At 56.2% G+C, this 25,918-nt stretch carries 24 protein-coding genes and 3 pseudogenes; 17 read left to right on the forward strand and 10 right to left on the reverse strand.

Annotated features, from left to right (window positions below; translation table 11 throughout):
• Positions 1-151: 151 nt before the first annotated feature.
• Both ftsH and HMPREF9371_RS02005 read right to left on the reverse strand, forming a co-directional pair.
• A complete protein-coding gene (ftsH, locus tag HMPREF9371_RS02000; protein WP_009118164.1) occupies positions 152-2,152 on the reverse strand; it encodes an ATP-dependent zinc metalloprotease FtsH in 2,001 nt (666 codons plus the stop codon).
• 104 nt (positions 2,153-2,256) lie between these two features.
• Positions 2,257-2,883 (reverse strand): RlmE family RNA methyltransferase, encoded by a 627-nt coding sequence (locus HMPREF9371_RS02005; RefSeq protein ID WP_040660637.1) that lies wholly within the window; start codon positions 2,881-2,883, stop codon positions 2,257-2,259.
• Positions 2,884-3,060: 177 nt separating this feature from the next.
• On the opposite strand from HMPREF9371_RS02005, the gene HMPREF9371_RS02010 reads away from it, so the two are divergent.
• On the forward strand, positions 3,061-3,945 hold the full coding sequence (locus HMPREF9371_RS02010) for a DMT family transporter (protein ID WP_009118167.1): 885 nt from the start codon (positions 3,061-3,063) through the stop codon (positions 3,943-3,945).
• 47 nt (positions 3,946-3,992) lie between these two features.
• Here the strand turns inward: HMPREF9371_RS02010 and HMPREF9371_RS02015 are convergent, their stop codons facing one another.
• Entirely contained in the window at positions 3,993-4,832 is an 840-nt protein-coding gene (locus HMPREF9371_RS02015; protein WP_009118168.1) for an SDR family NAD(P)-dependent oxidoreductase, read from the reverse strand.
• A gap of 295 nt (positions 4,833-5,127) precedes the next feature.
• Here HMPREF9371_RS02015 and HMPREF9371_RS02020 point away from each other — a divergent pair, with 295 nt between their 5' ends.
• From HMPREF9371_RS02020 to HMPREF9371_RS13025, 5 genes are all read left to right on the forward strand, one after another.
• A complete protein-coding gene (locus tag HMPREF9371_RS02020; protein WP_040659961.1) occupies positions 5,128-5,535 on the forward strand; it encodes a YqaA family protein in 408 nt (135 codons plus the stop codon).
• 78 nt (positions 5,536-5,613) lie between these two features.
• Positions 5,614-6,426: a 16S rRNA (adenine(1518)-N(6)/adenine(1519)-N(6))-dimethyltransferase RsmA gene (gene rsmA, locus HMPREF9371_RS02025; protein WP_009118170.1), complete on the forward strand. Its 813-nt coding sequence runs from the start codon at positions 5,614-5,616 to the stop codon at positions 6,424-6,426.
• Positions 6,419-7,147 carry an amino acid ABC transporter ATP-binding protein gene (locus HMPREF9371_RS02030; RefSeq protein WP_009118171.1) on the forward strand — a complete coding sequence of 243 codons (729 nt, stop codon included), beginning with the start codon at positions 6,419-6,421 and terminating at the stop codon, positions 7,145-7,147. The genes rsmA and HMPREF9371_RS02030 overlap by 8 nt, the downstream gene beginning before the upstream one ends.
• 127 nt (positions 7,148-7,274) lie before the next feature.
• Entirely contained in the window at positions 7,275-7,976 is a 702-nt protein-coding gene (locus HMPREF9371_RS02035) for an SIMPL domain-containing protein (RefSeq protein ID WP_009118172.1), read from the forward strand.
• Positions 7,969-8,172: a lipoprotein signal peptidase gene (locus HMPREF9371_RS13025; protein WP_232203109.1), complete on the forward strand. Its 204-nt coding sequence runs from the start codon at positions 7,969-7,971 to the stop codon at positions 8,170-8,172. Before HMPREF9371_RS02035 ends, HMPREF9371_RS13025 begins: the two co-directional genes overlap by 8 nt.
• A gap of 32 nt (positions 8,173-8,204) precedes the next feature.
• Here HMPREF9371_RS13025 and HMPREF9371_RS02040 read toward each other — a convergent pair whose 3' ends face one another.
• The 6 genes from HMPREF9371_RS02040 to HMPREF9371_RS02065 form a co-directional block, all read right to left on the reverse strand.
• Positions 8,205-9,476, reverse strand: a complete 1,272-nt coding sequence (locus HMPREF9371_RS02040) for an O-acetylhomoserine aminocarboxypropyltransferase/cysteine synthase family protein (protein WP_040659963.1) — start codon at positions 9,474-9,476, stop codon at positions 8,205-8,207.
• Positions 9,477-9,732: 256 nt separating this feature from the next.
• Positions 9,733-10,785, reverse strand: a complete 1,053-nt coding sequence (gene mutY, locus HMPREF9371_RS02045) for an A/G-specific adenine glycosylase (RefSeq protein WP_040660641.1) — start codon at positions 10,783-10,785, stop codon at positions 9,733-9,735.
• An 88-nt stretch (positions 10,786-10,873) separates the two neighbouring features.
• Entirely contained in the window at positions 10,874-11,281 is a 408-nt protein-coding gene (locus tag HMPREF9371_RS02050) for a DUF4870 domain-containing protein (protein ID WP_083813955.1), read from the reverse strand.
• 212 nt (positions 11,282-11,493) lie between these two features.
• Positions 11,494-12,849, reverse strand: a complete 1,356-nt coding sequence (gene trhP, locus HMPREF9371_RS02055) for a prephenate-dependent tRNA uridine(34) hydroxylase TrhP (protein ID WP_040659965.1) — start codon at positions 12,847-12,849, stop codon at positions 11,494-11,496.
• Between the two features lie 173 nt (positions 12,850-13,022).
• A complete protein-coding gene (thrC, locus tag HMPREF9371_RS02060; RefSeq protein WP_009118178.1) occupies positions 13,023-14,435 on the reverse strand; it encodes a threonine synthase in 1,413 nt (470 codons plus the stop codon).
• A 56-nt stretch (positions 14,436-14,491) separates the two neighbouring features.
• Positions 14,492-14,755 carry a hypothetical protein gene (locus HMPREF9371_RS02065; protein ID WP_040659967.1) on the reverse strand — a complete coding sequence of 88 codons (264 nt, stop codon included), beginning with the start codon at positions 14,753-14,755 and terminating at the stop codon, positions 14,492-14,494.
• 186 nt (positions 14,756-14,941) lie between these two features.
• Between HMPREF9371_RS02065 and HMPREF9371_RS02070 the strand changes: the two genes are divergently transcribed.
• The 5 genes and pseudogenes from HMPREF9371_RS02070 (at position 14,942) to HMPREF9371_RS02085 (ending at position 20,688) form a co-directional block, all read left to right on the forward strand.
• A complete protein-coding gene (locus tag HMPREF9371_RS02070) occupies positions 14,942-16,276 on the forward strand; it encodes a replication-associated recombination protein A (protein ID WP_040659969.1) in 1,335 nt (444 codons plus the stop codon).
• An 18-nt stretch (positions 16,277-16,294) separates the two neighbouring features.
• A pseudogene (locus HMPREF9371_RS13995) lies at positions 16,295-16,491 on the forward strand (hypothetical protein); the annotation flags it as partial.
• Between the two features lie 190 nt (positions 16,492-16,681).
• Positions 16,682-17,650: a D-glycero-beta-D-manno-heptose-7-phosphate kinase gene (rfaE1, locus tag HMPREF9371_RS02075; protein WP_050797901.1), complete on the forward strand. Its 969-nt coding sequence runs from the start codon at positions 16,682-16,684 to the stop codon at positions 17,648-17,650.
• A 113-nt stretch (positions 17,651-17,763) separates the two neighbouring features.
• Entirely contained in the window at positions 17,764-20,199 is a 2,436-nt protein-coding gene (lon, locus tag HMPREF9371_RS02080; RefSeq protein ID WP_009118182.1) for an endopeptidase La, read from the forward strand.
• A 219-nt stretch (positions 20,200-20,418) separates the two neighbouring features.
• On the forward strand, positions 20,419-20,688 hold the full coding sequence (locus HMPREF9371_RS02085) for an HU family DNA-binding protein (protein ID WP_009118184.1): 270 nt from the start codon (positions 20,419-20,421) through the stop codon (positions 20,686-20,688).
• 72 nt (positions 20,689-20,760) lie between these two features.
• Here HMPREF9371_RS02085 and HMPREF9371_RS13030 read toward each other — a convergent pair.
• A pseudogene (locus tag HMPREF9371_RS13030) lies at positions 20,761-20,951 on the reverse strand (ATP-dependent exonuclease).
• A 133-nt stretch (positions 20,952-21,084) separates the two neighbouring features.
• On the opposite strand from HMPREF9371_RS13030, the gene pssA reads away from it, so the two are divergent.
• The 6 genes and pseudogenes from pssA (at position 21,085) to HMPREF9371_RS12405 (ending at position 25,895) form a co-directional block, all read left to right on the forward strand.
• Positions 21,085-21,840, forward strand: coding sequence for a CDP-diacylglycerol--serine O-phosphatidyltransferase (pssA, locus tag HMPREF9371_RS02090; RefSeq protein WP_009118187.1), 756 nt, complete (start codon positions 21,085-21,087; stop codon positions 21,838-21,840).
• A 96-nt stretch (positions 21,841-21,936) separates the two neighbouring features.
• Positions 21,937-22,746: a sulfite exporter TauE/SafE family protein gene (locus HMPREF9371_RS02095; RefSeq protein WP_009118188.1), complete on the forward strand. Its 810-nt coding sequence runs from the start codon at positions 21,937-21,939 to the stop codon at positions 22,744-22,746.
• A gap of 208 nt (positions 22,747-22,954) precedes the next feature.
• Positions 22,955-23,576, forward strand: a pseudogene (locus tag HMPREF9371_RS02100) (SDR family oxidoreductase).
• Positions 23,577-23,710: 134 nt separating this feature from the next.
• Entirely contained in the window at positions 23,711-24,691 is a 981-nt protein-coding gene (locus HMPREF9371_RS11345; RefSeq protein WP_198003605.1) for a polysaccharide pyruvyl transferase family protein, read from the forward strand.
• A complete protein-coding gene (locus HMPREF9371_RS12400) occupies positions 24,688-25,320 on the forward strand; it encodes a hypothetical protein (RefSeq protein ID WP_156786969.1) in 633 nt (210 codons plus the stop codon). The genes HMPREF9371_RS11345 and HMPREF9371_RS12400 overlap by 4 nt, the downstream gene beginning before the upstream one ends.
• A 41-nt stretch (positions 25,321-25,361) precedes the next feature.
• The gene (locus tag HMPREF9371_RS12405) at positions 25,362-25,895 is read left to right on the forward strand and encodes a polysaccharide biosynthesis protein (RefSeq protein WP_156786970.1); all 534 of its coding nucleotides are present in this window, start codon (positions 25,362-25,364) and stop codon (positions 25,893-25,895) included.
• Positions 25,896-25,918 lie beyond the last annotated feature (23 nt).

The following is a 25,918-nucleotide window of genomic DNA, read 5'->3' on the forward strand; positions in this document are numbered from 1 at the left end:
CTCTAATCTAAATTACTCAATCCAGATCGCTAAGCAACAACCATCAGCCCCTTCAACAAACATGAAAAAGGCTACCTGAACCTTTTTACTGTGCAGGAACTGCGGAGCTAATAAGGTTTCAGGTAGCCTTTTCATGATCAGGAAAAAGCCCTTAGGGTTCGCGTTTGTCCTGTTCGGTGTTGTGCGGCTTTCCGGCTACGGGGGTTTCTGCAGCGGGCGCCGCTTCAACCGGCTGGGCAGCGTTTTCCTGTTCTTGTGTGGGCACGGCGGGCGTTTCGGCAGATTTGCCGGTTTCGCTGTCTTCTTTGCGGATGTTGTGGCTGTAGTCTTTCGGCGGGCTGGGCTGTTTGCCGGCCATGATTTCCAGCACTTGGTCGCGGTCTATGGTTTCCCACTCCATCAATGCCCGGCACATGGTTTCCATCTTGTCGCGGTTTTCGTCCAAGATTTTGTAGGCCACCGCATATTGCTCATCGAGAATGCGGCGTACTTCGGCATCCACTTCCTGCTGGGTTTTTTCCGAAATATGCTGCGAGCGGGTAATGCTGCGGCCGAGGAACACTTCGCCCTCGTTTTCGGCATACACCATGGCACCCATTTTGTCACTCATGCCGTAGCGGGTGACCATTTCGCGGGCGATTTGGGTGGCGCGCTCGAAATCGTTGGAAGCGCCGGTGGAAATGCGGCCGACATAAATGTCTTCGGCAATCCGGCCGCCGTACAGAATCGAAATCTGGTTCAGCATCTGGTCTTTATACATGCTGATGCGGTCACGCTCCGGCAGCTGCCAGGTCAGGCCCAAGGCTCGGCCGCGCGGCATGATGGTGACTTTGTGCACCGGATCGGTGCCTTCCAGGCTTTCCGCCACGATGGCGTGGCCGGATTCGTGGTAGGCGGTGGCGCGTTTTTCGTCTTCATGCATCACCATGCTGCGGCGCTCGGGGCCCATATAGATTTTGTCTTTGGCGTCTTCAAAGTCGCTCTGATCGACTTTGGTTTTGTTGCGGCGGCCGGCAAACAGCGCTGCTTCGTTGACCAAGTTGGCCAAATCGGCACCGGAGAAACCGGGCGTGCCGCGCGCCAAAGACACCAAATCCACGGAAGCATCCAGCGGTACTTTTTTGGCGTGCACCTTCAAAATCTGTTCGCGACCACGGATATCAGGCAGCGGCACCACCACCTGGCGGTCGAAACGGCCGGGGCGCTGCAAAGCGGGATCGAGCACATCGGGGCGGTTGGTGGCGGCAATCACAATCACGGTTTGGTTGCTTTCAAAGCCGTCCATTTCCACCAACAGCTGGTTGAGGGTTTGTTCGCGTTCGTCGTTGCCGCCGCCCAAGCCGGCGCCGCGCTGGCGGCCGACAGCGTCGATTTCGTCGATGAAGATGATGCAGGGGGCGTTTTTCTTGGCTTGCTCAAACATATCGCGCACGCGGGAAGCGCCCACGCCGACAAACATTTCCACGAAGTCGGAACCGGAGATGCTGAAGAAGGGCACGCCTGCTTCGCCGGCAATCGCTTTGGCGAGCAGGGTTTTGCCGGTACCGGGGCTGCCGGCCAGCAAAATGCCGCGCGGCACACGTCCGCCCAGGCTTTGGTAGCGGTTGGGCGCTTTCAGGTAATCCACGATTTCCTGCACTTCTTCTTTGGCTTCGTCGCAGCCGGCCACATCGGAAAACGTGACTTTATTGGCATCTTTGTCCAACAGCTTGGCGCGGCTTTTGCCGAAGGAGAAGGCACCGCCTTTACCGCCGCCGCCAGCCTGCATGCGCATGAAATAAAACCAGGCGGCAATCAGCAGCAGCACGGGCAAGAGGCTGAAAAAGAGGCTGCCCAGCATACTGGGTTTCTCTTCGGGGATTACCTTTACGTCCACGTTTTTGCCCAACAGGGTTTCGATCAGCTTGTCGTCCAGCGGGGCGTTGGTGAAGAACTGGGTTTTGTCGGTGCGCTCGCCTTTGATCACATAGCCGGTCACCACCGAACCTTCGATGTGCACGCTGCTGATTTCGCCTTTGTTTACCTGCTGGATAAACTGCGAGTAGTTGATTTGCTGTTTGTTTTCCTTCTCGCCCAACAAGGCTTGGGCCGAGGCGAAAATAACCCCGGCCAAAACCAGCCAGACCAAAAGCGTTCTTACGGTGTTACGCACGGTAACAAGCTCCTATTGATGTAAAGTGGAACAGAATAAATACAGGGTGGGGTTAAGTTTGGGCTACCTGAAAACCCGCATGGCTTGTTTTCAGGTAGCCTGGATTATTCCCCGAGTTTGTTGCGCCCCAACAAATAGGTTTCGCTGGAGCGATCGCGCGAGGCCTTGGGCTTGCGCACCTGCACTTGGGCGAATACTTCGCGCATGGCCTGCACATATTCCTGATAACCCGCGCCCTGAAACACCTTCACCAGCAGATGGCCGCCGGGCTTCAGATGGTTGGCGGCAAAGTCCAAGGCCAACTCGCACAAGTGATAGCTGCGCGCCTGATCGCTGACTGCGTGGCCCGACATATTGGGTGCCATATCGCAAATTACAAGATCCAAACTGCGCCCGTCCAACAAGGCTTCCAATTCGGCCAACACCGCATCTTCACGGAAGTCGCCCTGAATAAACGATACGCCCTCCACCGGCTCCATCGGCAGAATGTCCAAAGCGAACACGCGCCCTTTTTTGCCGGCCAGCTTGGCCGCCACCTGCGACCAGCTGCCCGGGGCGCTGCCCAAGTCGGCCACCACCGTGCCCGGCTTGATTAATTTGTCTTTTTCATTGATTTCCAATAGCTTGTATGCAGCACGTGCACGGTAGCCGTCTTTCTGCGCCTGATGCACATAAGGATCGTTCACGTGCTCGTGCAGCCACGCTTTGGAAGATTTGGAACGCACCGCCATCACTGCCTGCATTGTCGCGGATTCAAAACAGGCGGCATTGTAGCCTATAAATGGCGCAGGCGGGCACGGGCATTTTCAAATTCAAAGGCGCCCATAGCAACGCTTTACCGCGGCAGGGCTTTCAGGTAGCCTTGGCGCCTTTTTGTGACGACACGCCCTGTTTGAATCGCTGATGCCATGAACGCTTATTCCACCCGCCCCGCCGCATTCGGCCTGATTGCCGGCTGCATTATTTTCGGCCTCGGCAGCCTGATTGTGGCCGCCGTGCCGGTGGGGGCATATGCCATCGCCTTTTGGCGGCTGGCGGTGGCCGCGGTGGTGTTTTATCTACTGCTGCGGCTGCAAGGGCGTCGGCTGCCGGCCAACCGCCGCGCCCGCGTGTTTGCTCTGTTGTCGGGCACGTTTTTGGGCGTGGATTTGGCTTTGTGGCACGAAAGCATTTATGCGGTGGGCCCCGGCATCGCCACCCTGCTCAACAGCCTGCAGATTTTCTTTTTGGCCGCCATCGGCTTTGTGTGGTTCGGCGAGCGGCAAAGCCGGCTGCAACTGTTCAGCCTGCTGCTGGCCGTGGCGGGCGTGGCCCTGATTGCCAGCCCCGAATTCGGGCGCAACCAACACGCGGCTTGGGGCCTGATCAGCGGCATTGTTTCCGGCAGCATGCTGGCCGCTTCGATGACGTTTGTACGCAAAACCCATGAAGCCGAACCCACGCCCCTGCTGCCGCTAATGCTGCTGGTGAGCCTCGGCGGCATGGCGGCCATGCTGCTGCCGGCCTGGTGGTTCGACCAAGGCCGGCTTTATCCCTCTCAGGCGCGCGACATCGGCCTGGTTCTGATTTACGGCGCAGTGATGCAATGCCTGGCTTGGGGCTTGATTGCCCATGCGATTCCGAAACTCTCGCTGGCGCTCACCGGCCTGCTGCTGCTGTCCGAACCGGTGGCCGCCCTGCTGATTGACGCCTGGGTGCTCGGCAAAGCGATTGATGGCTGGCAATGGGCCGGCGCGGCCTTAACCTTGGCCGCCATTTATTTGGGCTCCGCTTTCGGCAAACAGGCTACCTGAAAGCCTGAGACCTTTGCAAAACCCCCATCTGCAGCCAACGCTGCCGGCTACTTGCCCTGCCCCTTCACCGCACCGCGCAGCAAGCGGTCGAGCACGGCGGTGGGCAAAATCCGTTTCAGATACCAAAACAACACCGTCGGCACCGTCACCAAATAACGGCGGCGCGGCTTCGGCGCCGTCAGCGCGGTCACGCACACCGCGGCACAGGCGGCGGAAGACACGGTAAACGGCGCCGCATCGCCTTCCTGCTGCAAACGGTTGAGCTGGGCCTGATAAGCCTCGCGGTGTACGCTGCCTTCCATATCGATGTATTGGCGGAATTTCGCCAAAGCATTGGGACGGAAACGGGTGGCCACCGGCCCGGGCTCCACCAGCACCACCTCAATGCCGCTGCCGGCCGTTTCGTGGCGCAGCGTGTCGCACATACCTTCCAAAGCAAACTTGGTGCTGTTATACGCCCCGCGCCAAGGCATGGCGGCAAAACCCAGAATGCTGCTGTTCACCACAATCCGCCCGTGCCCCTGCCGGCGGAACAGCTTCATCGCCTCGGCAATGCACTCCCAAGTGCCGAACACATTGGTCTCAAACTGGGCGCGCAAGGCTTGGCGCGGCACATCTTCCACCGCGCCCGTCTGGCCGTAGCCGGCATTGCAGAACAAGGCATCCAAAGTGCCGCCGGTCTGCTCGGTCACGGCGGCAAACGCAGCGGCAATCTGCGCGCTGTCGTCCACATCCAGCAGCAGAGTTTCCAAGCCCTGCGCCTGCAAACGGCGCACATCCGCCTCCTGACGGCAGGAAGCGAACACCCGCCAACCCCGCGCCTTCATCTGCAGGGCGGTATCCAAACCGATGCCGCTGGAGCAGCCGGTGATCAATACGGATTTCATGATGCGTCCTTATCTTTCAGAAGCCGCGTATTATAATGCCGCGCGTATGCCGCTGCCATCACGCCCCAATCTACCCGCTGCCTTCTGTTTTCAGGTAGCCTGAGACCTTTGCAAAACCCCCATCTGCGTCGCATTTCTGCGTTGTGCGCTGCTCGCTCGCTTGCCTATCTAGATGATATGTCTGTCCCACGGGGATTCCTGGCGTTCACGTTCGCTGCGCTGCTACGCCTTGAACTGCATCCACATCTGGGGGTTTTGCAAAGGTCTCAGCCTGCCGTTGAACATTGCCCTTTATATGGATACCTTCTGGCTGCTTACCGGCTTGGCCTTCTCCGCCTTGACTTCTGCCACCCTGTTGCCCGGCACGTCCGAAGCCGCCTTGCTGGCGGTGGTGCACGGCCGGGCCGATCTTGCCCTCGCCGCTTGGGGTGTAGCCACCGCAGCCAATACCGCCGGCAGCCTGGTGTCGTACGCCCTCGGCCGTCTGCTGCCGCCCAAGCAGCACCCCGGCTATGCGGCAGGCTACCTGAAACGCTACGGCAGCGTCTGCCTGCTGCTGGCCTGGGTGCCTTTTATCGGCGATGCCCTGCCGGTGGCGGCGGGCTGGTTGAGAATGAACGCCTGGCTGTGCGCCCTGATGCTGCTGATCGGCAAAGGCTTGCGCTATGCTTTCCTGATCGGCGGCTGGCAGCTGTTTTCCTGACGCAAGCGGGCTTCACAGCATCGGTGAATCTGTTACAATCCGCCGCATTTGAGTCGGCCTCCCGTCATTCTGCTACACATGAAAGAACACAAAGCCCGCAAACGCTTCGGGCAGAATTTTCTGCAAGACACCCGCATCATCCGCGACATCGTGGAAGCCGTGCGGCCGCAGCCGGACGACACCGTCATCGAAATCGGCCCCGGCTTGGCGGCCATTACCGAGCCTCTGGCCGCGAGGCTGAACACCCTGCATGTGTGCGAGATCGACCGCGACATCATCGCCCGCCTGAAAACCCTGCCTTTTGCCGGCAAATTGGTGATTCACGAAGGCGACGTGCTGCAATTCGATTTCCAAAGCGTGCCCGGCCGCAAAAAAATCGTCGGCAACCTGCCCTACAATATTTCCACCCCGCTGCTGTTCCGCTTGAGCGAAGTGGCGGAAGAAGTGCAAGACATGCACTTTATGCTGCAGAAAGAAGTGGTGGAGCGCATGGTGGCCGGGCCCGGCAGCAACGACTACGGCCGCCTCAGCGTGATGCTGCAGTATTTCTTCGACATGGAAATGCTGTTTGAAGTGCCGCCCGAGGCGTTTGTGCCGGCGCCGAAAGTGGATTCCGCCGTGGTGCGCATGATTCCGCTGCGCCACCGCCTCGGCGAAGCGCAAGATTTCGCCCATTTCGCGCAGCTGGTTAAGCAGGCGTTCCACCAGCGCCGCAAAACCATACGCAATAATCTGAAAGACTTGGCCGGCGAAGCCGATTTCGCCGCCGTCGGCATCGATCCGCAGCAGCGGGCCGAGCACATCCCTCCCCGGCAGTATGTGGCCCTCAGCAACCACCTCTGCCAAAACATAAAGCCAAAACCAATCACAGAGGAGCAAACAGATGATTAAATTCAAAAACGTACACAAATGGTTTAAAGACCTGCACGTCATCAACGGCGTGAATCTCGAAATCAACAAAGGCGAAGTGGTGGTGGTCTGCGGCCCGTCGGGCAGCGGCAAATCCACCCTTATCCGCACCGTCAACCAGCTCGAGCGCATTCAGGAAGGCGAAATCTGGGTGGACGGCATCAATGTGGCCGACCCCAAAACCGATCTGAACAAGGTGCGCGCCGAAGTGGGCTTTGTGTTCCAACACTTCAACCTCTATCCCCACCTGAGCGTGCTGGAAAACATCATGCTCTCCCCGATCAAAGTGAAAAAACAATCGCGCGAACAGGCCGAGAAAAAAGCCCTGGAACTGCTGGAACGCGTGGGCTTGGCACACAAAAAAGACGCCATGCCCGGCCAGCTTTCCGGCGGCCAGCAGCAGCGCGTGGCCATTGCCCGCGGCTTGGCAATGGAGCCAAATGTGATGCTGTTTGACGAACCCACCTCCGCGCTCGACCCCGAGATGGTGGGCGAAGTGTTGAAAGTAATGAAAGACTTGGCCATGAGCGGCATGACCATGATGTGCGTCACCCACGAAATGGGCTTCGCCCGCGAAGTAGCCGACCGCGTGATTTTCGTGGATCACGGCCAGATTGTGGAAATGGCCGACCCCGACACCTTCTTTACCAATCCGCAAAGCGAGCGCGCCCGCCAATTCCTCAATCAGGTGATGACGCACTAAAACAGCTGAACGCTTCCCCTGAAATGAACACAGGCTACCTGAAAACGGCCAAGCAATCTTTTGCGAAACCGGCTGTTTTCAGGTAGCCTGTTTCCCATTCCGACTGCTTCCGCCCAAGGAGAACCTTATGAAGAAAACCGCCATCCTACTCCTCCTCTCCGCCGTTCTCAGCCTGCCCGCCGCAGCCGAACCGCTTCACTACCAAATCTTACGCTTCAGCGAAACCGTCAGCCGCGACGTGCCCAACGACTGGATGACCTTACGCCTGCGGGTGCAAACCCGTCATGCCGATGCCGCCCAAGCCGCGGCCGGCACCACCCGCAAACTGAATATCCTGCAAAGCCGCCTGCGCACACTCAGCGGCATCGAAAGCCAACTCCAATACCGCTCCGCCTATCCCGGCAGCGAAAGCGGGCAAAACGGCCGCAATCAGCGCATCTGGCAGGACGAAGCCGTACTGAGCGTGTCCGGTGCCGACTTCCAAGCCTTAGGCAAGCTGCTGGCGCAAAGCAGCGGCGAAGCGGTGGTGGATAATGTTAGCTTTTCACTCAAACCGGCTACCCGCCAACGGATTGTCGAAACCCTGAGCACCGAAGCCCTGCGCCGCTTTCAAGAGCGGGCACAAGCCCTCAGCCAAACCATGGGCGGCAGCGGCTACAAAGTGGTGGAGGTGGACTTGGTGCAAACCATGCAGGCCGGCAGCCGAGCCTACCGTGCGCAAGACATGGCTTATGCCGCCGCCACGCCTCCCGCTCCCGAGCAGGCTTTCGATACCCCGGGGCTGACCACCGTCAGCCAAACCGCCAGCGGCCGGGTGCAGTATCAATAGGCTGAGACCTTTGCAAAACCTCCATCTGCGGCGCATTTCTGCGTTGTGCGCTGCTCGCTCGCTTGCCTATCTATGTGATATGTCTTCGCTCGCTGCGCTGCTACGCCTTGAACTGCATCCACATCTGGGGGTTTTGCAAAGGCCTCAGGCTGACCGCCGTTCTCCAAACCGAAAACCCCGCTTTCAGGTAGCCTGACAGCGGGGTTTGATGCTCAATGCAAGGAATGTTTATCGGGCGGCGGCCAAAGCCTGTTCCAAATCGGCCAGCAAGTCGTCGATGTGCTCAATGCCGATAGACAGGCGCACCATGTCTTCGCTGACGCCGGCGGCTTTCAGCTCTTCGGCGTTCAGCTGGCGGTGGGTGGTGCTGGCCGGGTGGGTGGCCAGCGATTTGGCGTCGCCGATGTTGACCAGGCGGGTAAACAGTTGCAGCGCGTCGATAAACTTGCCGCCGGCTTCGATGCCGCCTTTGATGCCGAAGCTGAGCAGGCCGGAGGCTTTGCCGGCAAAGTCGCGCTCAATCAGGGCCTTATAGGGGCTACCTGAAAGGCCGGGATAATTTACCCAAGCCACTTGCGGATGGTTTTGCAGGAACTCGGCCACTTTCAGCGCGTTGTCGCTGTGGCGTTCCATGCGCAGCGCCAGGGTTTCGAGGCCTTGCAGGATTAAGAAGACGTTCATCGGGCTGATGGCGGCGCCGGTGTTGCGCAGCGGCACCACACGGGCGCGGGCGATGTAGGCAGCGGAGCCGAAGTGTTCGCTGTAATTCACGCCGTGGTAAGACACATCGGGCGTAGTCAGCACTTTGAAGCGCTCGCCTTGAGTCCAGTCGAATTTACCGCCGTCGATAATCGCGCCGCCGATGCTGGTGCCGTGGCCGCCGATGTATTTGGTCAGCGACTCCACCACGATGTCGGCACCCAGCTCAATCGGGCGGCACAAGGCGGGCGAGGCGACGGTGTTGTCCACCACCAAAGGCAGGCCTTGCGCGTGGGCGGCTTCGGCAAAGGCGCGGATGTCCACCACGTTGATGGCGGGGTTGCCGATGCTTTCGCAGTAAACCAGCTTGGTGCGCGCGTCGGTGTGGGCGGCGATGTCTTCGGGCTTGGCGGGGTCGATAAAGCGCACTTCGATGCCTTGTTTGGGCAGGGTGTGGGCAAACAGGTTGAAGGTGCCGCCGTAAAGGGTTTTGGTGGCGATGATGTTGTCGCCCGCTTCGGCGATGGTTTGGATGGCATAAGTAATCGCCGCCATGCCGCTGGCCACACACAAGGCGGCGATGCCGCCTTCCAAGGCCGCCAACCGCGCTTCCAAAACGGCGGTGGTGGGGTTCATGATGCGGGTGTAGATGTTGCCGGCCACGTTGAGGTTAAACAAATCGGCGCCGTGTTGGGTGTTGTCGAAGGCGTAGCTGGTGGTTTGGTAAATCGGCACCGCAGCGGCTTTGGTGGTGGGATCGGGCTGATAGCCGGCGTGAATGGCTTGGGTTTCGAGTTTCACGAATAATGTCTCCATAACATGAAAATAAATAGGACTATTCAGTCTTATCATTATATCCGGCTCTTGTATTCAATCCCACAGAAAAACCGATTCACCTGCACTCTATCGGCAAAATAAGAGCTGGAACCGCTTGATGTGGATACAGATCATGATATAGCAGCGCAGTAAGTGTAAACGCCAGCCCCGTGCGACAAGCAGATCGCATCCAAGGCTAAACGAAAATATTGCCAAGGTCTCAGCCTGCAGGCCTTGCTGATTATCTCTGCGAGAACGGCTTGGTATCCAAATAAGCCGCTAAAGGCTTCGGCAAGCCGAAGCCGTTTTTTTGCGCCCAGATACCAGGCTGACCGCCTCCCGTCAGGCAACCTGTCTCCGCCCGCAGCGGGGTAATCAGCAGCAGGCGGTGGGTTAAACGGTGGGTAAGCGGGGCATCTTCCTCGACGGCTTCGGCTGCCACGCCGAAAGCGGCGGCGTAGGCATACAGATCCGCCAAGCGCTCGAAACAGGGCACGCAATGCAAGCCGCCCCAAATACCACCGGCCGGGCGTTTTTCCAACCAGATTTCACCGGCTTTGTTCCGCAGCACCAGCCAATACACAGCCACGCTTTTAACGGTGGCGGCCGTTTTTTTGCGCGGCAGTTCGCCGATCCGGTCCTGCGCTTTGGCCAGACAATGTTGCGCCATCGGGCATGGCCCGCATAGCGGTTTGCTGCGTTTGCACACGGTGGCGCCCAAATCCATCAGCCCCTGAATGTAGGCCGGCATATCCTCCGCGGCCTGCGGCAACAGGTTCTCAGCCAAATCCCACAGCTGCCGCTCGAACCGCTTGTCGGCAGGATTGCCGTCGAGAGCGAATACGCGGCACAACACCCGTTTCACATTGCCGTCGAGTATGGTTTCGCGCCGGCCGAAAGCAAAAGCCGCAATCGCCGCCGCCGTACTGCGGCCCACCCCTTTTAAGCTTTCCAAATCCTCGCGGGTATCGGGAAACACGCCGCCGAACTGCGCCACCACCTGCTTGGCCGCCGCATGCAGATTGCGCGCACGGCTGTAATAGCCCAAGCCCGCCCACAGGGCCAGCACCGCATCTTCTTCCGCCGCCGCCAAGTCCTGCACCGTCGGGAAAGCGGCCAAAAAACGGGGGTAGTAATCCCGCACCGTGGCCACTTGGGTTTGTTGCAGCATAATCTCCGACAGCCACACCGCATAAGGATCGCGTACCTGCCAGGGCAGATCGTGGCGGCCATGCTGCCGCTGCCAGGCAATCAGGCGTTCAGCAAAATCTTGCGGGGAAAAAGCATCAGGCATCATATCGGACAAATCATTGGCAACAAAAACTTTCAGGTAGCCTTTAGGCTACCTGAAAACGCTTGCTGTCTTAAGAGCAAGTGCGGGCTTATTTCAACAAGCGCAGGGTAAACGGATAGCGATAGGCTTCGCCTTTTTTGGCCGCCAGTGCGGCAACAATGCACAGCACAAAATTGGCCACCACCACCAAGAAAATCACCAAAAAGCCGATCAGCACCGCCGACAAAATCGAGCCGGCCACATAGCCGATGATCACGGTAATCTGAAAATTCAGCGCTTCTTTGGCTTGGTCATTCACAAACGCCTTGTCGGCTTTGTCTTTGTTCATCAGCCAAATAATCAAGCTGGGCAGAAAGCCGAGCACAATGCCCAGCAAATGGGACAACATGGCCAAATTCAAATCATCGTCCGACACTGCCGGCGCCGGCGGCTCGACTGGCTGTACCGCCGCTGGCACATGGTTTTCGACTTGGGAATTTTGTTCGTATTCAGACATTTTCAGCTCCTTAATCAATCATCTTTATCAAACCATCATACTGGCCTTCTGCTGCACAGGCGAGGCTGTTTATATCACAATTGCTGCATCGCAGCGACAGAGCAGCGGTTTTTTCCGAATATTGATTCCATAGCGTGCCATCGTAAAACAGATGGCTGAATCTGCATGATTTATCGGCTGCCCATGCGGCATTACAGGCTACCTGAAAGCCCTTAGGGGTTCATAATCCGCGCAATCAAGGCCTTGTCTTTGCCCTGCATATTCGGAATCTTCACCTGGATGCCGTTGCCCGGCGCGGCCTCCACCGCCTCGCCTTTGCGGGTCATCGCCGCCAACACCAGCGTTTGGTTGCCTTGCGGGTGGATGATTTCCAGCGTATCGCCCACGGCAAAGCGGTTTTTCACTTCCACCGTGGCCCAGCCGTCGGCATCGATGCCGGTAATCTGGCCGACAAACTGGCTTTGTTTGGCCAGCGAGTGGCCGGCCAGATAGTTTTGGTATTCCTGGGTTTGATGGCGCTCCAAAAAGCCCGAGGTGTAGCCGCGGTTGGCCAAGCCCTCGAGTTCGGCCAGCAAGCTGTAGTCAAACGGTTTGCCGGCCACCGCGTCGTCAATCGCTTTGCGGTAGGCCTGCGCTACGCGGGCAACGTAATACACCGACTTGGTGCGGCCTTCCACCTTGAGGCTGTCCACGCCGATTTCGGCCAGTTTGGCCACCTGCTCGATGGCGCGCAGGTCTTTGGAATTCATGATGTAGGTGCCGTGCTCGTCTTCCATAATCGGCATCAGCTCGCCCGGGCGGTTGGCTTCTTCGATCAGGAATACTTTATTGGCTTCGGGGTGGCGCACCTGACCGTTGATGCCTTCAAACGCGGCATTGGCTTCTTCTTGCGCTTGGTTGAAATTAAAGCCTTGCAACAAACGGGCATCGCCCATTTCGTCGGCTTCGGCGTCGTGCACTTTATAATCCCAGCGGCAGGCGTTGGTGCAGGTGCCTTGGTTGGGGTCGCGGTGGTTGAAGTAACCGGAAAGCAGGCAGCGGCCGGAATAGGCGATGCACAAAGCGCCGTGTACAAACACTTCCAATTCGATGTCCGGGCATTGTTGGCGGATTTCGGCGATTTCTTCCATGCTCAATTCGCGCGAGAGGATAATCCGCTCCACGCCGATTTTCTGCCAAAACTGCACGCCCCAATAGTTGGTGGTGTTGGCCTGCACGGAAAGGTGAATCGGCATGTCCGGCCAACGTTCACGCACCTGCATGATCAGGCCGGGATCGGCCATAATCAGCGCGTCGGGCTGCATGGCGACCAGCGGCTCCATATCGGCCATAAAGGTTTTCAGCTTGCTGTTGTGTGGCAGCGTATTGACGGTAAGGAAGAATTTTTTACCGCGCGCATGCGCTTCGGCAATGCCCTGCTCCAGCACCGGCAGTTTGGCAAATTCGTTGTTGCGGGCGCGCAGGGAATAGCGCGGGCTGCCGGCATACACGGCATCGGCGCCGTAATCGAAGGCGGCGCGCATGCGCTCGAGGCCGCCGGCGGGGAGAAGGAGTTCGGGTGATTTCATGGTGTGGGTGCTTCGGTGTGAATCATTATGGGGACGGTCTGAAAACAGCAGGCCGGCATCAGACGTGTTATAGCAGAAAAACGGGCACAACTGCTAGAAGTGAAAAGGCTTTCAGGTAGCCTGCCGCTTGGCGCGGGCTACCTGAAAGCTGGGTAACGGTGGGGAAACAGGGTTTAACCCAGTGCTTCGCGAATCAGCTGTTTGACCGCTTCCGCATCGTTGGGCAGCACGGTCACGCGCTGAGGCAGGTCTTCCAAGCCGGCCAAGGCGGCCGGCCGCGGCACTTCCACGGCTTCGCCGGCAGCCTCGGCAATGGTGTCGGCAAACTTGGCGGCCAAAGCGGTTTCCAAGCACACCACGGTTTCGCCCGCTTCGCGCACTTCGTGCGCCACTTTTACCGCATCGGCGGTGTGCGGGTCGATCCACTCGCCGTCTTCGGCAAACACGCGGCGGATGGTGTTCAGGCGGTCGGCATGGCTGCTTTTGCCGGATACGAAACCGAAGCCTTCGTGGATGCGCGGCAGCTCGCCGGCCAAATCGAAGCCTTGTCCGCCCTCTACCTGCGCCCACAGCGCCTGCACTTTGCCGCCGTCGCGCTGCATCAGGTCGAATACAAAACGCTCGAAGTTGGAGGCTTTGGAAATGTCCATCGATGGGCTGGAGGTCACGAAGGTATCCGCTGCGCTGCGCGGGCGGTAGCGGCCGGTTTTGAAAAACTCGTCCAGCACGTCGTTTTCATTGGTGGCCACGATCAGGCGGTGGATGGGCAGGCCCATCATGCGGGCGATGTGGCCGGCACAGACGTTGCCGAAATTGCCGCTGGGCACGCAGAAGCTCACCTTTTGCTCATTGGTGGCGGTGGCGCGGAAATAGCCGGCGAAGTAATACACCACCTGCGCCACGATGCGGCCCCAGTTGATGCTGTTCACCGTGCCGATGTGGTATTGCGCTTTGAAGGCGGCATCGTTTTGCAGCGCTTTCACGATGTCTTGGCAGTCGTCAAACATGCCTTCGACTGCGATATTGTGGATGTTTTCGTCTTGCAGGCTGTACATCTGCGCGCGTTGGAAGGGGCTCATTTTGCCTTCGGGCGACAGCATGAACACATGGATGCCGCGCTTGCCGCGCAGGGCGTATTCGGCGGCCGAGCCGGTGTCGCCGCTGGTGGCGCCGACAATATTCAACTCGCGGTTTTCGCGCTTGAGCACATATTCGAAAGCGTTGCCCAAAAACTGCATCGCCATGTCTTTGAAAGCCAGCGTGGGGCCGTTGGAGAGGGCTTGGATTTTGATGCCGTCGCCCAAGGTGCGCACCGGCGTGATGTCGGCGCTGCCGAATGTCTCTGCGGTGTAGGTGCGGCGGATGATGTCTTTCAAATCGTCGGCGGGGATATCGTCGATAAACCGGCTCATGATTTCAAAAGCCAAATCGGGATAGCTCAGGCTGCGCCAGCGGTGCAGGGTAACCTCGTCGATTTGCGGATAGCTTTCCGGCAACATCAGACCGCCGTCCGGAGCCAGGCCCATCAACAACACTTCGCTAAACGGTTTGGCGGCGGTTTGGCCGCGGGTACTGATGTATTTCATGTCGCGCTTTCGGATTGATTTCAATTAAGAGACAAACACAGGCTTTCAGGTAGCCTTCAGCCGCTGAAACCGTAGGCCCGGCCGTTGGGCAGACGGCAACCCATATGGTAAATGCCGCTTTCCACCCGCGATTCCAGCCAGTCGATTTGGCCGCCCCGGCTTTCGCAGCGAGCGCGGAAAGACTGCTGCTGATCGGGCGTCATGCGGGTGGGCGGCGTCGGAGCAGCAGCAGACGGAGCCGCTGCGGGCGCGGCCGCCGGCGTATTGACACACCCGCCCAAACACACAGCCAACACCGCCGCCAAGTAAACCGACTTCATCATCGCACTCCTGCAAAAAATATAGAACACTCAGAGCCGGAAGGCCGCTTGGGCAAGCGCCGCCGTCCGCTCAAACAAAAGGCGGCATTATCCTTGAGAAACAGGACGGCAGACAAGCAGAAAATGGCTTGCAGGCTACCTGAAACCAGTATAATCGCCCTTCCCTTTCACCCCACAGCCTCAGTCATGCAAGACCTGTTTACCCGCCAACCCGACGCCCCGCTGGCCGAGCGCCTGCGTCCGCAAAGCCTGGATGATGTCATCGGCCAGCAACACCTCATCGGCGAAGGCAAACCGCTGCACACCGCCGTGCAAAGCGGCAAGCCGCACTCCATGCTGCTGTGGGGGCCGCCGGGCGTGGGCAAAACCACGTTGGCGCGGATTATGGCGCAAAGCTTCAACGCCCAGTTTCTGCCCGTGTCCGCCGTATTTTCCGGCGTCAAAGACATCCGCGAGGCGGTAAACAAAGCCGAAATCGCCCTGCAACAGGGCCGCAGCACCATTTTGTTTGTTGATGAAGTGCACCGCTTCAACAAATCGCAGCAAGACGCCTTTCTGCCTTATGTGGAAAGCGGCCTGTTCACCTTTATCGGCGCCACCACCGAAAACCCGTCTTTTGAAGTCAACCCCGCCCTGCTCAGCCGCGCCCAGGTATATACCCTGACCGCGCTGGATGAACACGACTTGCGCCGCCTGTGCGCCAAAGTATTCGCCCTGCCCGAGTATGCCGGCGTGGCGCTGTCGCCCGCAGCCGAAACACTGCTGGTGCAAACCGCCGATGGCGACGCCCGCCGCCTGCTCAACCTGCTCGAGCAGCTGATCCGCGCCGCCCAAACCCGGCACACCGCCCTGATCGACGAAGCCTTTCTCGCCGACAGCCTCGGCAGCCAGATCCGCCGTTTCGACAAAGGCGGCGACAGCTTTTACAACCAGATTTCCGCCCTACACAAATCGGTGCGCGGCTCCCACCCCAACGCCGCCCTGTATTGGTTTTGCCGCATGCTCGACGGCGGCGCCGACCCGCGCTATCTGGCGCGCCGCCTGATTCAAATGGCTTGGGAAGACATCGGCCTGGCCGACCCGCGCGCCTTTCAGGTAGCCACCGATGCCGCCGCCACCTACGAACGCCTGGGCAGCCCCGAAGGCGAACTGGCCTTGGCGCAAACCGTGCTCTATCTGGCCTCGGCCGCCAAATCCAACGCCGGCTACCTCGCCTTCAAACAAATGCGCCGCTTCGTGCAGGAAAACGGCAGCGCCGAAGTGCCGGTGCACCTGCGCAACGCCCCCACCGAACTGATGAAAAACCTCGGCTACGGGCGCGAGTACCGCTACGCCCACGACGAGCCGCATGCCTATGCCGCCGGCGAAAGCTATATGCCCGAGGGCATGGCCGAACCCGATTTCTACCAACCGGTGCCGCGCGGCCTCGAAATCAAAATCGCCGAAAAACTGGCCTGGCTGAAAACGCTGGACGAAGCGGCAGTAGAAACCGACCTCGCCGCGCCCAAACAGGCTACCTGAAAACCCAAACCGAGACCTTTGCAAACCCCCCATCTGCGGCGCATTTCTGCGTTGTGCGTTTATGCCCTATGGGTGCTGCTCGCTCGCTTGCCTATCTACGCTCGCTTGCCTATCTATATGATATGTCTGTCCTACGGGGATTCCTGGCGTTCACACTCGCTGCGCTGCTACGCCTTGAACTGCATCTACATCTCGAGGTTTTGCAAAGATCTCAAACCGCTTTTCAGGTAGCCCTTGAGCGGCCTGCTCCTGCGCCACCATTTACCTTATCTGCCAAACGGGCTGCCGACAAAGCAAACCAGCTTCCCTTACCGCCCGCCCACACTGCGAGGCCACCTGAAAGCCGCCTTGCCCGCCCCGGCCATTTCCCCTACCATAAACCGCCCCATGCCACAGGAAACCGCCATGTCCCACCCCCTGCCCGACCGCCTCACCGAACTGTTCCGCCAAGCCCGTGTACTGGTGGCTGGCGACGTCATGCTCGACCGTTATTGGTTCGGCGACGTTTCCCGTATTTCCCCCGAAGCACCGGTGCCGGTGGCCAAAATCGGCCGCATCGACCAACGCGCCGGCGGCGCGGCCAACGTGGCGCGCAACATCGCCGCCTTGGGCGGGCAAGCCGCCTTGGTGTCGATTACCGGCGATGACGAAGCCGCCGACCAACTGGCGAAACTGATGCAGGCCGACGGCGTGGATTGCCATCTGCAGCGCGACGCCGGCATCGCCACCACCGTCAAGCTGCGCGTCATGGCGCGCAACCAGCAATTGATCCGCCTCGATTTTGAAGAAATCCCTGCCTGCAGCACGGTGGACAATGTGCGCGACCGTTTCCGCAGCCTGCTGCCCGACTACGATGCGGTTATCCTCTCCGATTACGGCAAAGGCAGCCTGAACCGGGTGGCGGATATGATCGACTGCGCCCGCCGCGCCGGCAAACCGGTGCTGATCGACCCCAAGGGCGACGACTACGAAAAATACGCCGGCGCCACCCTGCTCACGCCCAACCGCAGCGAATTGCGTGAAGTCGCCGGCAGCTGGCGCAGCGAAGAAGAGTTGTCCGACAAAGCGCAGACCCTGCGCCGCCACCTGCAATTGCAGGCCCTGCTGCTCACCCGCAGCGAAGAAGGCATGAGCCTGTTTGAAGCCGGCCACATCAGCCACCAGGCCACCCGCGCCCAGGAGGTGTACGACGTTTCCGGCGCCGGCGACACCGTCATCGCCACCATGGGCTTGGGGCTGGCCGCCGGCTTGGATTTGCAGCAGGCCATGCACCTGGCCAATGCCGCCGCCGGCGTGGTGGTGGCCAAGCTCGGCACCGCCGTCTGCCAGCACAACGAGCTGCTGCAGGCTTTGGCCCGGGAGGAAAACGGCTGACTCAGGCGGCTTTTGAGCCGCTTTTTATTCGCCGGCGCGGCCTTGAAATGCTGCACTGCGTCCCCAAATGGCGCACATCCTGAGTTAGACCGAATGTAAGAATCGAGACCATCATGGCTGACACCCACACAAACCGTGATTTTTTCCACCTGCCCATGCTGCCCCTGCGCGATGTGGTGGTGTACCCGCATATGGTGCTGCCGCTGTTTGTCGGTCGCGCCAAATCGATTGCGGCTTTGGACGCCGCTATGGAAAAAGACGAGCCGGTTTTCCTGCTGGCGCAGAAAAACCCCAATAACGAAGACCCCAGCGCCGACGATTTGTACCGCATCGGCACGCTGGCCAATGTGCTGCAGGTGCTGAAACTGCCCGACGGCACCGTGAAAGTGCTGGTAGAAGGCACCCAGCGCGCCGAAGTGGTGGACATCCAAGCAGACGGCGACTATTTTCAGGTAGCCGTCAAAGCGCTGGCAGACGAAGACGGCAGCGGCAGCGATTACGAAGCATTGCGCCGCACCCTGCTGGCCCAGTTCGACCAGTTCAGCAAACTGAACAAAAAAATCCCCGCCGAAATGGTGGGCACCATTCACGGCATTGCCGACAACAGCCGCCTGGTGGACACCATCGCCGCCCATCTGCAGCTGAAGCTGGAGCAGCGTCAGGAAATTCTGGAAATCGTCGGCGTGGCCGAGCGCATGGAACACCTGTTGGGCCAGCTGGAAGCCGAGCTGGACATCCTGCAGGTGGAAAAACGCATCCGCGGCCGCGTGAAACGCCAAATGGAAAAATCGCAGCGCGATTACTATCTCAACGAGCAGGTCAAAGCCATTCAAAAAGAATTGGGCGAAGGCGACGAGCGCGAAGAGCTGGAAAAGCTGGAACGGCAAATCCGCGAAGCCGGCATGAGCAAAGAGGCCGAAGAGAAAGCACTGGCCGAATACAAAAAGCTCGGCATGATGCCGCCGATGTCGGCCGAATCCACCGTGGTGCGCAACTACATCGACACCCTGATCGAGCTGCCGTGGCGCAAGAAAAGCAAGGTCAGCAAAGACATTGCCAAGGCCGATTTGGTGCTGAACGCCGACCACTACGGCCTGGAAAAAGTGAAAGAGCGGATTTTGGAATACTTGGCCGTGCAAAAACGCATGAACAAGCTCAAAGGCCCGATTCTCTGCCTGGTCGGCCCGCCCGGTGTCGGCAAAACCTCGCTCGGTCAGTCGATTGCCAAAGCCACCGGCCGCAAATATGTGCGCATGGCTTTGGGCGGCGTACACGACGAGAGCGAAATCCGCGGCCACCGCCGCACCTATATCGGCTCGATGCCGGGCAAAATCATGCAGAACATGATCAAAGTGGGTGTAAAAAACCCGCTGTTCCTACTCGATGAAATCGACAAGCTCGGCCGCGATTTCCGCGGCGACCCGGCCGCCGCCCTGCTCGAAGTGCTGGACCCCGAGCAAAACCATTCTTTCGCCGACCACTACATCGAAGTCGATTTCGACCTCAGCGACGTGATGTTCATCGCCACCTCCAACAGCATGGATATTCCGCCCGCCCTGCTCGACCGCATGGAAATCATCCGCCTGTCAGGCTACACCGAAGACGAAAAAGTCAACATCGCCATGCAGTATCTGGTGCCCAAGCAGATCGAGCGCAACGGCGTGAAAACCGGCGAAATCGACATTCGGGAAAGCGCGGTGCGCGACATCATCCGCTACTACACCCGTGAAGCCGGCGTGCGCTCGCTCGACCGCGAAATCGCCAAAATCTGCCGCAAAGTGGTGATGAAGCAAGTGTTGGCGGAAAACAAAAAAGCCGCCGGCGCCAAACGCAGCGCCAAAACCCAAACCGTGGTGGTGGATGCGAGCAACTTAAACGACTACCTGGGCGTGCGCCGTTTCGACTACGGCGTGGCCGAAAACGAAAACCGCATCGGCCAAGTGACCGGCCTGGCCTGGACCGAGGTGGGCGGCGAACTGCTGACCATCGAAGCGGCGGCACTGAAAGGCAAAGGCAATATCGTGCGCACCGGCAAACTCGGCGACGTGATGCAGGAGTCGATTTCCGCTGCTTGGAGTGTGGTACGCTCGCGCGCCGAAGTGCTGGGCATCGCACCGGATTTCTACGAAAAACACGACATCCACGTGCACGTGCCGGAAGGCGCCACGCCGAAAGACGGCCCCAGCGCGGGCATCGCTATGACCTTGGCCATGGTTTCCGCCCTCACCGGCATTCCGGTGCGCGCCGATGTGGCGATGACCGGCGAAATCACGCTGCGTGGCGAAGTGCTGCCCATCGGCGGCCTGAAAGAAAAACTGCTGGCGGCCCTGCGCGGCGGCATCAAACATGTGCTGATTCCGAAAGACAATGTCAAAGATTTGGAAGAAATCCCCGACAACGTCAAAGAAGGGCTGGCCATCCATCCCGTGCGCTGGATAGACGAGGTGCTGTCGTTCAGCCTGGAATACCAACCCGAGCCTTGGCAGGCTCCCACAGAACCGGTCGAACCTGAAACCGGCAAAGGCGGCAGCCGTGCCACCAAGCATTGAGGCTACCTGAAAACCTCCGCCGCTTTGGCGGAGGTTTTTTGTTGCGGGAAGGGCAAAGCACGGCGCCAATTGCGGTAAAACGCCCGCCGGCCCTATATATTCGCTTGACACGGCGATTTTGAGCTTGATATAAAGCGCCTACCGTTAAAGGGTGCAATACACCGGCTGCTTTGAAGTCGGCATATTGTTGATTATTCCTCCAACAGAAAGGGACTTATTGTGAACAAGTCTGAATTGATTGAAGCAATTGCCAAAGAGGCCGACATTTCCAAAGCCGCTGCCGGTAAAGCGCTGGACGGTATGACCAATGCCATCACTGCCGCCCTGAAACAAGGCGACACCGTTACCTTGGTGGGCTTCGGTACTTTCTACGTCGGCGAACGCGCCGAACGCAAAGGCCGCAACCCGAAAACCGGCGCCGAGTTGACCATTCCGGCCGCCAAATCGCCGAAATTCCGTGCCGGCAAAGCATTGAAAGATGCCCTGTAAACCATTCGGTACACACATACGCCGCATTATCTGAAAAGACAGGCCTACCGCCTGTCTTTTTGCTTGCCGCTTTCAGGTAGCCTGAGACCTTTGCAAAACCCCCAGATGTGGATGCAGTTCAAGGCGTAGCAGCGCAGCGAGTGTGAACGCCAGGAATCCCCGTGGGAAAGACGTATCACCTACAAGGCTAAGCGAGCGAGCAGTACCCATAGGGCATAAACGCACAACGCAGAAATGCGCCGCCGCAGATGGGGGCTTTGCAAAGGTCTCAGGCTACCTGAAAAGGCTTCCCGCCTCCCCACACAAGCAATTGCCCGGCCTCGCGCCCAACCCTGCCGTTTTTCGCCCCGCCGCCTTGTGATATAGTGCGTCTTCCTTCTGCCCAGCGAGAATGCCATGAGTCTGCCGCCTACAGAACCACGCCCTACCCGCCGCGACACCCTGCGCAACAACAGCATTTATCTGCTGCCCAATTCTTTCACGCTGGCGGCCTTGTTTTGTGCCTTCTTCGCCATCACCCAGTCCATGCACGGCCAATACCAAACCGCCGCCATCGCCGTTTTCATCGCCATGCTGCTCGACGGCATGGACGGCCGCGTGGCCCGCTGGACCAACAGCCAAAGCGCGTTCGGCGAACAGCTCGACAGCCTGGCCGATATGGTGAGTTTCGGCGTGGCCCCCGCCCTGATCGCCTACAACTGGCAACTGAACGAATTCGGCCGCATCGGCTATTCGGTGGCTTTCGTCTATTGCGCCTGTGCCGCGCTGCGCCTGGCCCTGTTCAACACCCTCATCGGCAAAGTGGACAAAAAATGGTTTATCGGCATCCCCAGCCCGACCGCCGCGGCTTTGGTGATCGGCCTGGTGTGGGTGGACCACAGCTTCGGCCGCCTGCCCGCCGTGCAATGGCTGTGCCTGCTGGTGACCCTGTTTGCCGGTTTGTCGATGGTGGTGCAGATCAAGTTTTGGAGTTTCAAAGAAATCAATGTCCGCCGCAAAGTGCCGTTTTTTGTGATGATTCTGGCCGTGGCGGCGCTTTTGGTGGTGGCTTTGGAGCCTTCACTGGTGTTGTTCCTGCTGTTCTTGGCCTACAGCCTGTCAGGCTATGTGATGTGGCTGCTGGAATGGCGGGCCAAACGGCGGGCTACCTGAAACCCGCACCCTCCCCAGCACAAAGCGGCAGCGGCCGCTTTGTTTATGGCCGCGCAATTGCCGGCCCGAGATGAGCGAGATTGAGGATAAAACACAATGTGGAGCATGGAAGTATTGCTGCCGCTGATGGCGGTGGGGGCTTTGGCCGGCTTTCTGGCCGGCCTTTTGGGCATCGGCGGCGGCATGGTGGTGGTGCCGATTGTGCTGTGGCTGCTGGATCAGCAGCAGATCGGCGGCGCCCACGCCCAGCATCTGGCCTTGGGCACATCTTTTGCCGTGATGGTGTTCACCACGTTTTCGGGCGCGCTGGCGCAGCACCGTAAAAGCGCGGTGCGCTGGGACGTGGTCAAACGCATGGCGCCGGCCATGGTGGCCGGCGGCCTGATCGGTTCGGCGGTATCGTCCTACCTGCCCACCCGCGGCCTGCAGATTTTCTTCATTGTGTTTGCCTATGCGGTGGCGGTACAAACCCTGCTGCGCTTCAAGCCCAAGCCGTCGCGCCAACTGCCCGGCACAGGCGGCCTGGCCGCCACCGGCGGGCTGTTCGGTTTATTGTCGAGCTGGGTGGGCATCGGCGGCGGCTCGCTGTCGGTGCCGTTTATGCTTTATTGCAATGTGCCGCCGCATCAGGCCGTCGGCACGTCTAGCGGTTTGGCTTGGCCGATGGCGGTTTCCGGCGCGGTCGGCTATTGGGTATCGGGCTGGTCGGTGGCCGGTCTGCCGGAAGGCGCATTCGGCTTCTGGTATCTGCCTGCGGTGGCGGTATTGGCCGCCTGCACGGTGTTATTTGCCCCACTGGGCGTGAAAACCGCCCACAGGCTGCCGCCCGATGCGCTGAAAACCGCCTTCGGCATTTTGCTTTTGCTGATTGCTTCGCAAATGTTGTGGAAATGGTGGACGGCATAAAGCACCGGGATCATACTCATAACGGGATCATACTCATAAATTGCCTAACTGTTTAGTCCCTTCATTAGCTGGTTTAGATTAATTTGGAGCTGAAGTAGATTAGCAGTCATGCTAGACTACTAAAATAAAAATAACCCACTTTAAGGAGCTATCCTAGATAACTAGGATAGTCCTAAAATCTATTTGACAACAGCCGAAAGGTATATTGGTGAGAATATTGACCGGTGCCAAAGGCCAAGTCGGCCAGAGCCTAAAACAGCAAAAGCCCGAACACTGGGAAATAATCGCTGCCGACTCCACCACCTTAGACATCGCCCATGCCCAAGCTGTGGATAATATGTTGCAGAATTTCGAGCCTGACGTCATCATCAATGCTGCAGGCTATACCGACCTTGAAGCAGCCGAAGACAATAAAGACAAAGTCTTCGCCGTCAATGCAGAGGGCATGCGTAATTTGGCCGCAGCAGCAGCCAGACATAACGTCCGCTTTATCCACATCTCCCGCGACTATGTGTTTGACGGCAAAAAACAGCTCCTATGCCAAATCTAAATTAGCTAGTGAATTACTGGCCCTAGCCGCCCATCCGGACAGCATCATCATCCGCAGTTCGTGGGTGTTTTCCGAATACGGCAGTAATTTTGTGAAAGACATCATCGCTCAGTCCGATCAAGAAACAATCTCCGTAGTGACCGAAAAAATCGCTTGCTCCACCTACGCCGGCGACCTAGCCAAGCTAATGATTCAATTCGCCAAAGAGCCACAAATTACACCCAGGATCTATCATTTTTGTGGCTACGAATTTGCCCAAATTATTCTATATGCTTTCTAGTGTATTGAGTTGCGAGAAAATTCGCCAACTTGGTTATCTGCCTTCAGATTGGCAGCTTGCTTTAAAACATCTGAATTTATTCGATATGAACATACTGAAAAACCAATAATCTTATACCCTAAAATTTGAAAATCATGACACGTAATACAACCCCCTGCTCTGCTATGCAAGAATTAAAACAAAAATTAAATTTTATCGCAGATTTGATTATAGATAAAAACGATGTTGTTTATCTAGATTATCCATTCCATTTAAATGTTGGTGACTTATTAATTTATCATGGCACCGAAGAGTTTTTTAAGCAGCATAATATTCAGGTAAAGTTTAGGCGCCCTTGGACTTCATTTAATATTAAAGAACTAAGATATATTATCACTCCCAATACTACGATTTTATGCCACGGAGGAGGAAATTTTGGTGACTTATACTCTGTTACCCAGCGACTTCGTGAAGCAGTCATCCAAACTTATCCCTCTAATCGTATTATTGTTTTTCCTCAAACTGCATTTTTCAAAAATAAACAAACCGAAAAGTCTTCAGCTGAGATCTTTAGGCAGCATAATGACTGCCACCTATTTGCAAGAGATGAGCCTACTTTTTACTTAATGGAAAAATTTTCAGAGAATGTTTATCTTTCACCAGATATGGCGCACCAGTTATATGGAAAACTGAAAAAAAGTCATCACATCAAGAACGAAACATTATTCTTTTTAAGAAAAGATATCGAAAAAACAAATACAGAAGCTGTACTAACTCAAGTAGCAAAAAGAGCACAATCTACTATTCTTGACTGGCCAGATACTATTAGCATTTCTGATAAAGCAATTTGGAACATTCAATTCAAATTTCTCTTAGCAATACGGCATCTTAAAATGAGTAATATCAAAAACTGTATGAATTCATATTGGCACAATAAAAGCTTACAGCTAATGCATAATAGCTCCTTATTATTTTCAGAGTATCAAGAAGTTGTTACCACTCGCCTACATGGGCATATTTTATCTTGTTTATTAGACATCCCTAACACAGTATACGATAACTCATATGGAAAAAATAAAGGTTATTTTGACTTATGGACAAACAAAGTGAGATTTAGCCAATTTAAAAGAATATGAACTTATTAAGTTATCTTAAAAAATACAAGAATGCATATGGCTTATTTTTGGCAACAATAGCAAGCTCAGCTCTATCAATATTGCTATCTATTACCCTAGCTAGGGTATTAACTGTTGAAGATAGGGGCGCATTACAATTCATCCTCACTAACATTATTGTCATTTCAACAATCTCAGTCGGAGGAGTGGGTTATGCTTTAGGTATAGGTATAAAAAATAACGAATATAAAGGATGGGCTAAATTTATTTTAGGGTACATAGCCATTACCTTCCCAATTACCTTTATCTTTCATTTATTTATAACCAGCATTAGTCAGTACTCGAATACATTAATGTTTTGCGTCGCTCTATATTCACTTACATTAATTACAATTGAAAAGTCTAATATTGATCAGCAATTAACAGCTTATAAATTCTTAACTATACTCCAACCTTGTATCAATCTGATGCTATTTAGTTTTGGACATTTAACACTGGGAACAGTCCATCTAAAAACAGGACTAACATATTTAAATTTATCTTATGTAATTTTATCAATATTTAGTCTATTATTTTTAATAAATTTAGGAAAAAATATAAAGCCATTAAAAACAAAATTCAGCTCTCATCTTTCTATAAAATTTGGATAAAGCAATACCTATTCCAATGTTTTGGGGTATTAACCATAAATTTGGATAAATACTTAATCACTTTTTTCTTAGGCGACTATATTTTAGGAATTTACTCTGTTTATTTAGCTTTAGATGGACTTATTGGTAAGTTTTTTCAATCAGCCGCCAATTATCATTACTCAAATATTTGGAATAAATTAGACAAAACAAAACCCTTGTTAACTAATCTAATTATTATTTGCCTTATCATTTTAATATCCATTCAATTATTTGGCAGCCACGCAGTTAATTTTCTATTTGGCCCAAAATATAGTGAAATAAATGATGTCTTAATTTTTCTGGCTATCTCTTCTATGATCTCAGGATTTTCATGGATTTTATCACAAAATATGATAATTATAGGCAAGCAAATCCCATTAATAATTAGACAATTATCCTCGATTATTATTTTCTCAATTTCAATTTATATATTTAAAGAATACAACTTATTTGGTATTGCCATCAGCTTGATGATTGCCAGCACCACCAGACTTTTTTTCTCAGTATATTATTTATATCGGTATCCAATAAAACTAGGGGCTGACGGAGATTAGAGCAATTTCGATTTAATTAATTA

The sequence above is a fragment of the Neisseria shayeganii 871 genome (assembly GCF_000226875.1).
In the GTDB taxonomy this organism is placed as follows: domain Bacteria; phylum Pseudomonadota; class Gammaproteobacteria; order Burkholderiales; family Neisseriaceae; genus Eikenella; species Eikenella shayeganii.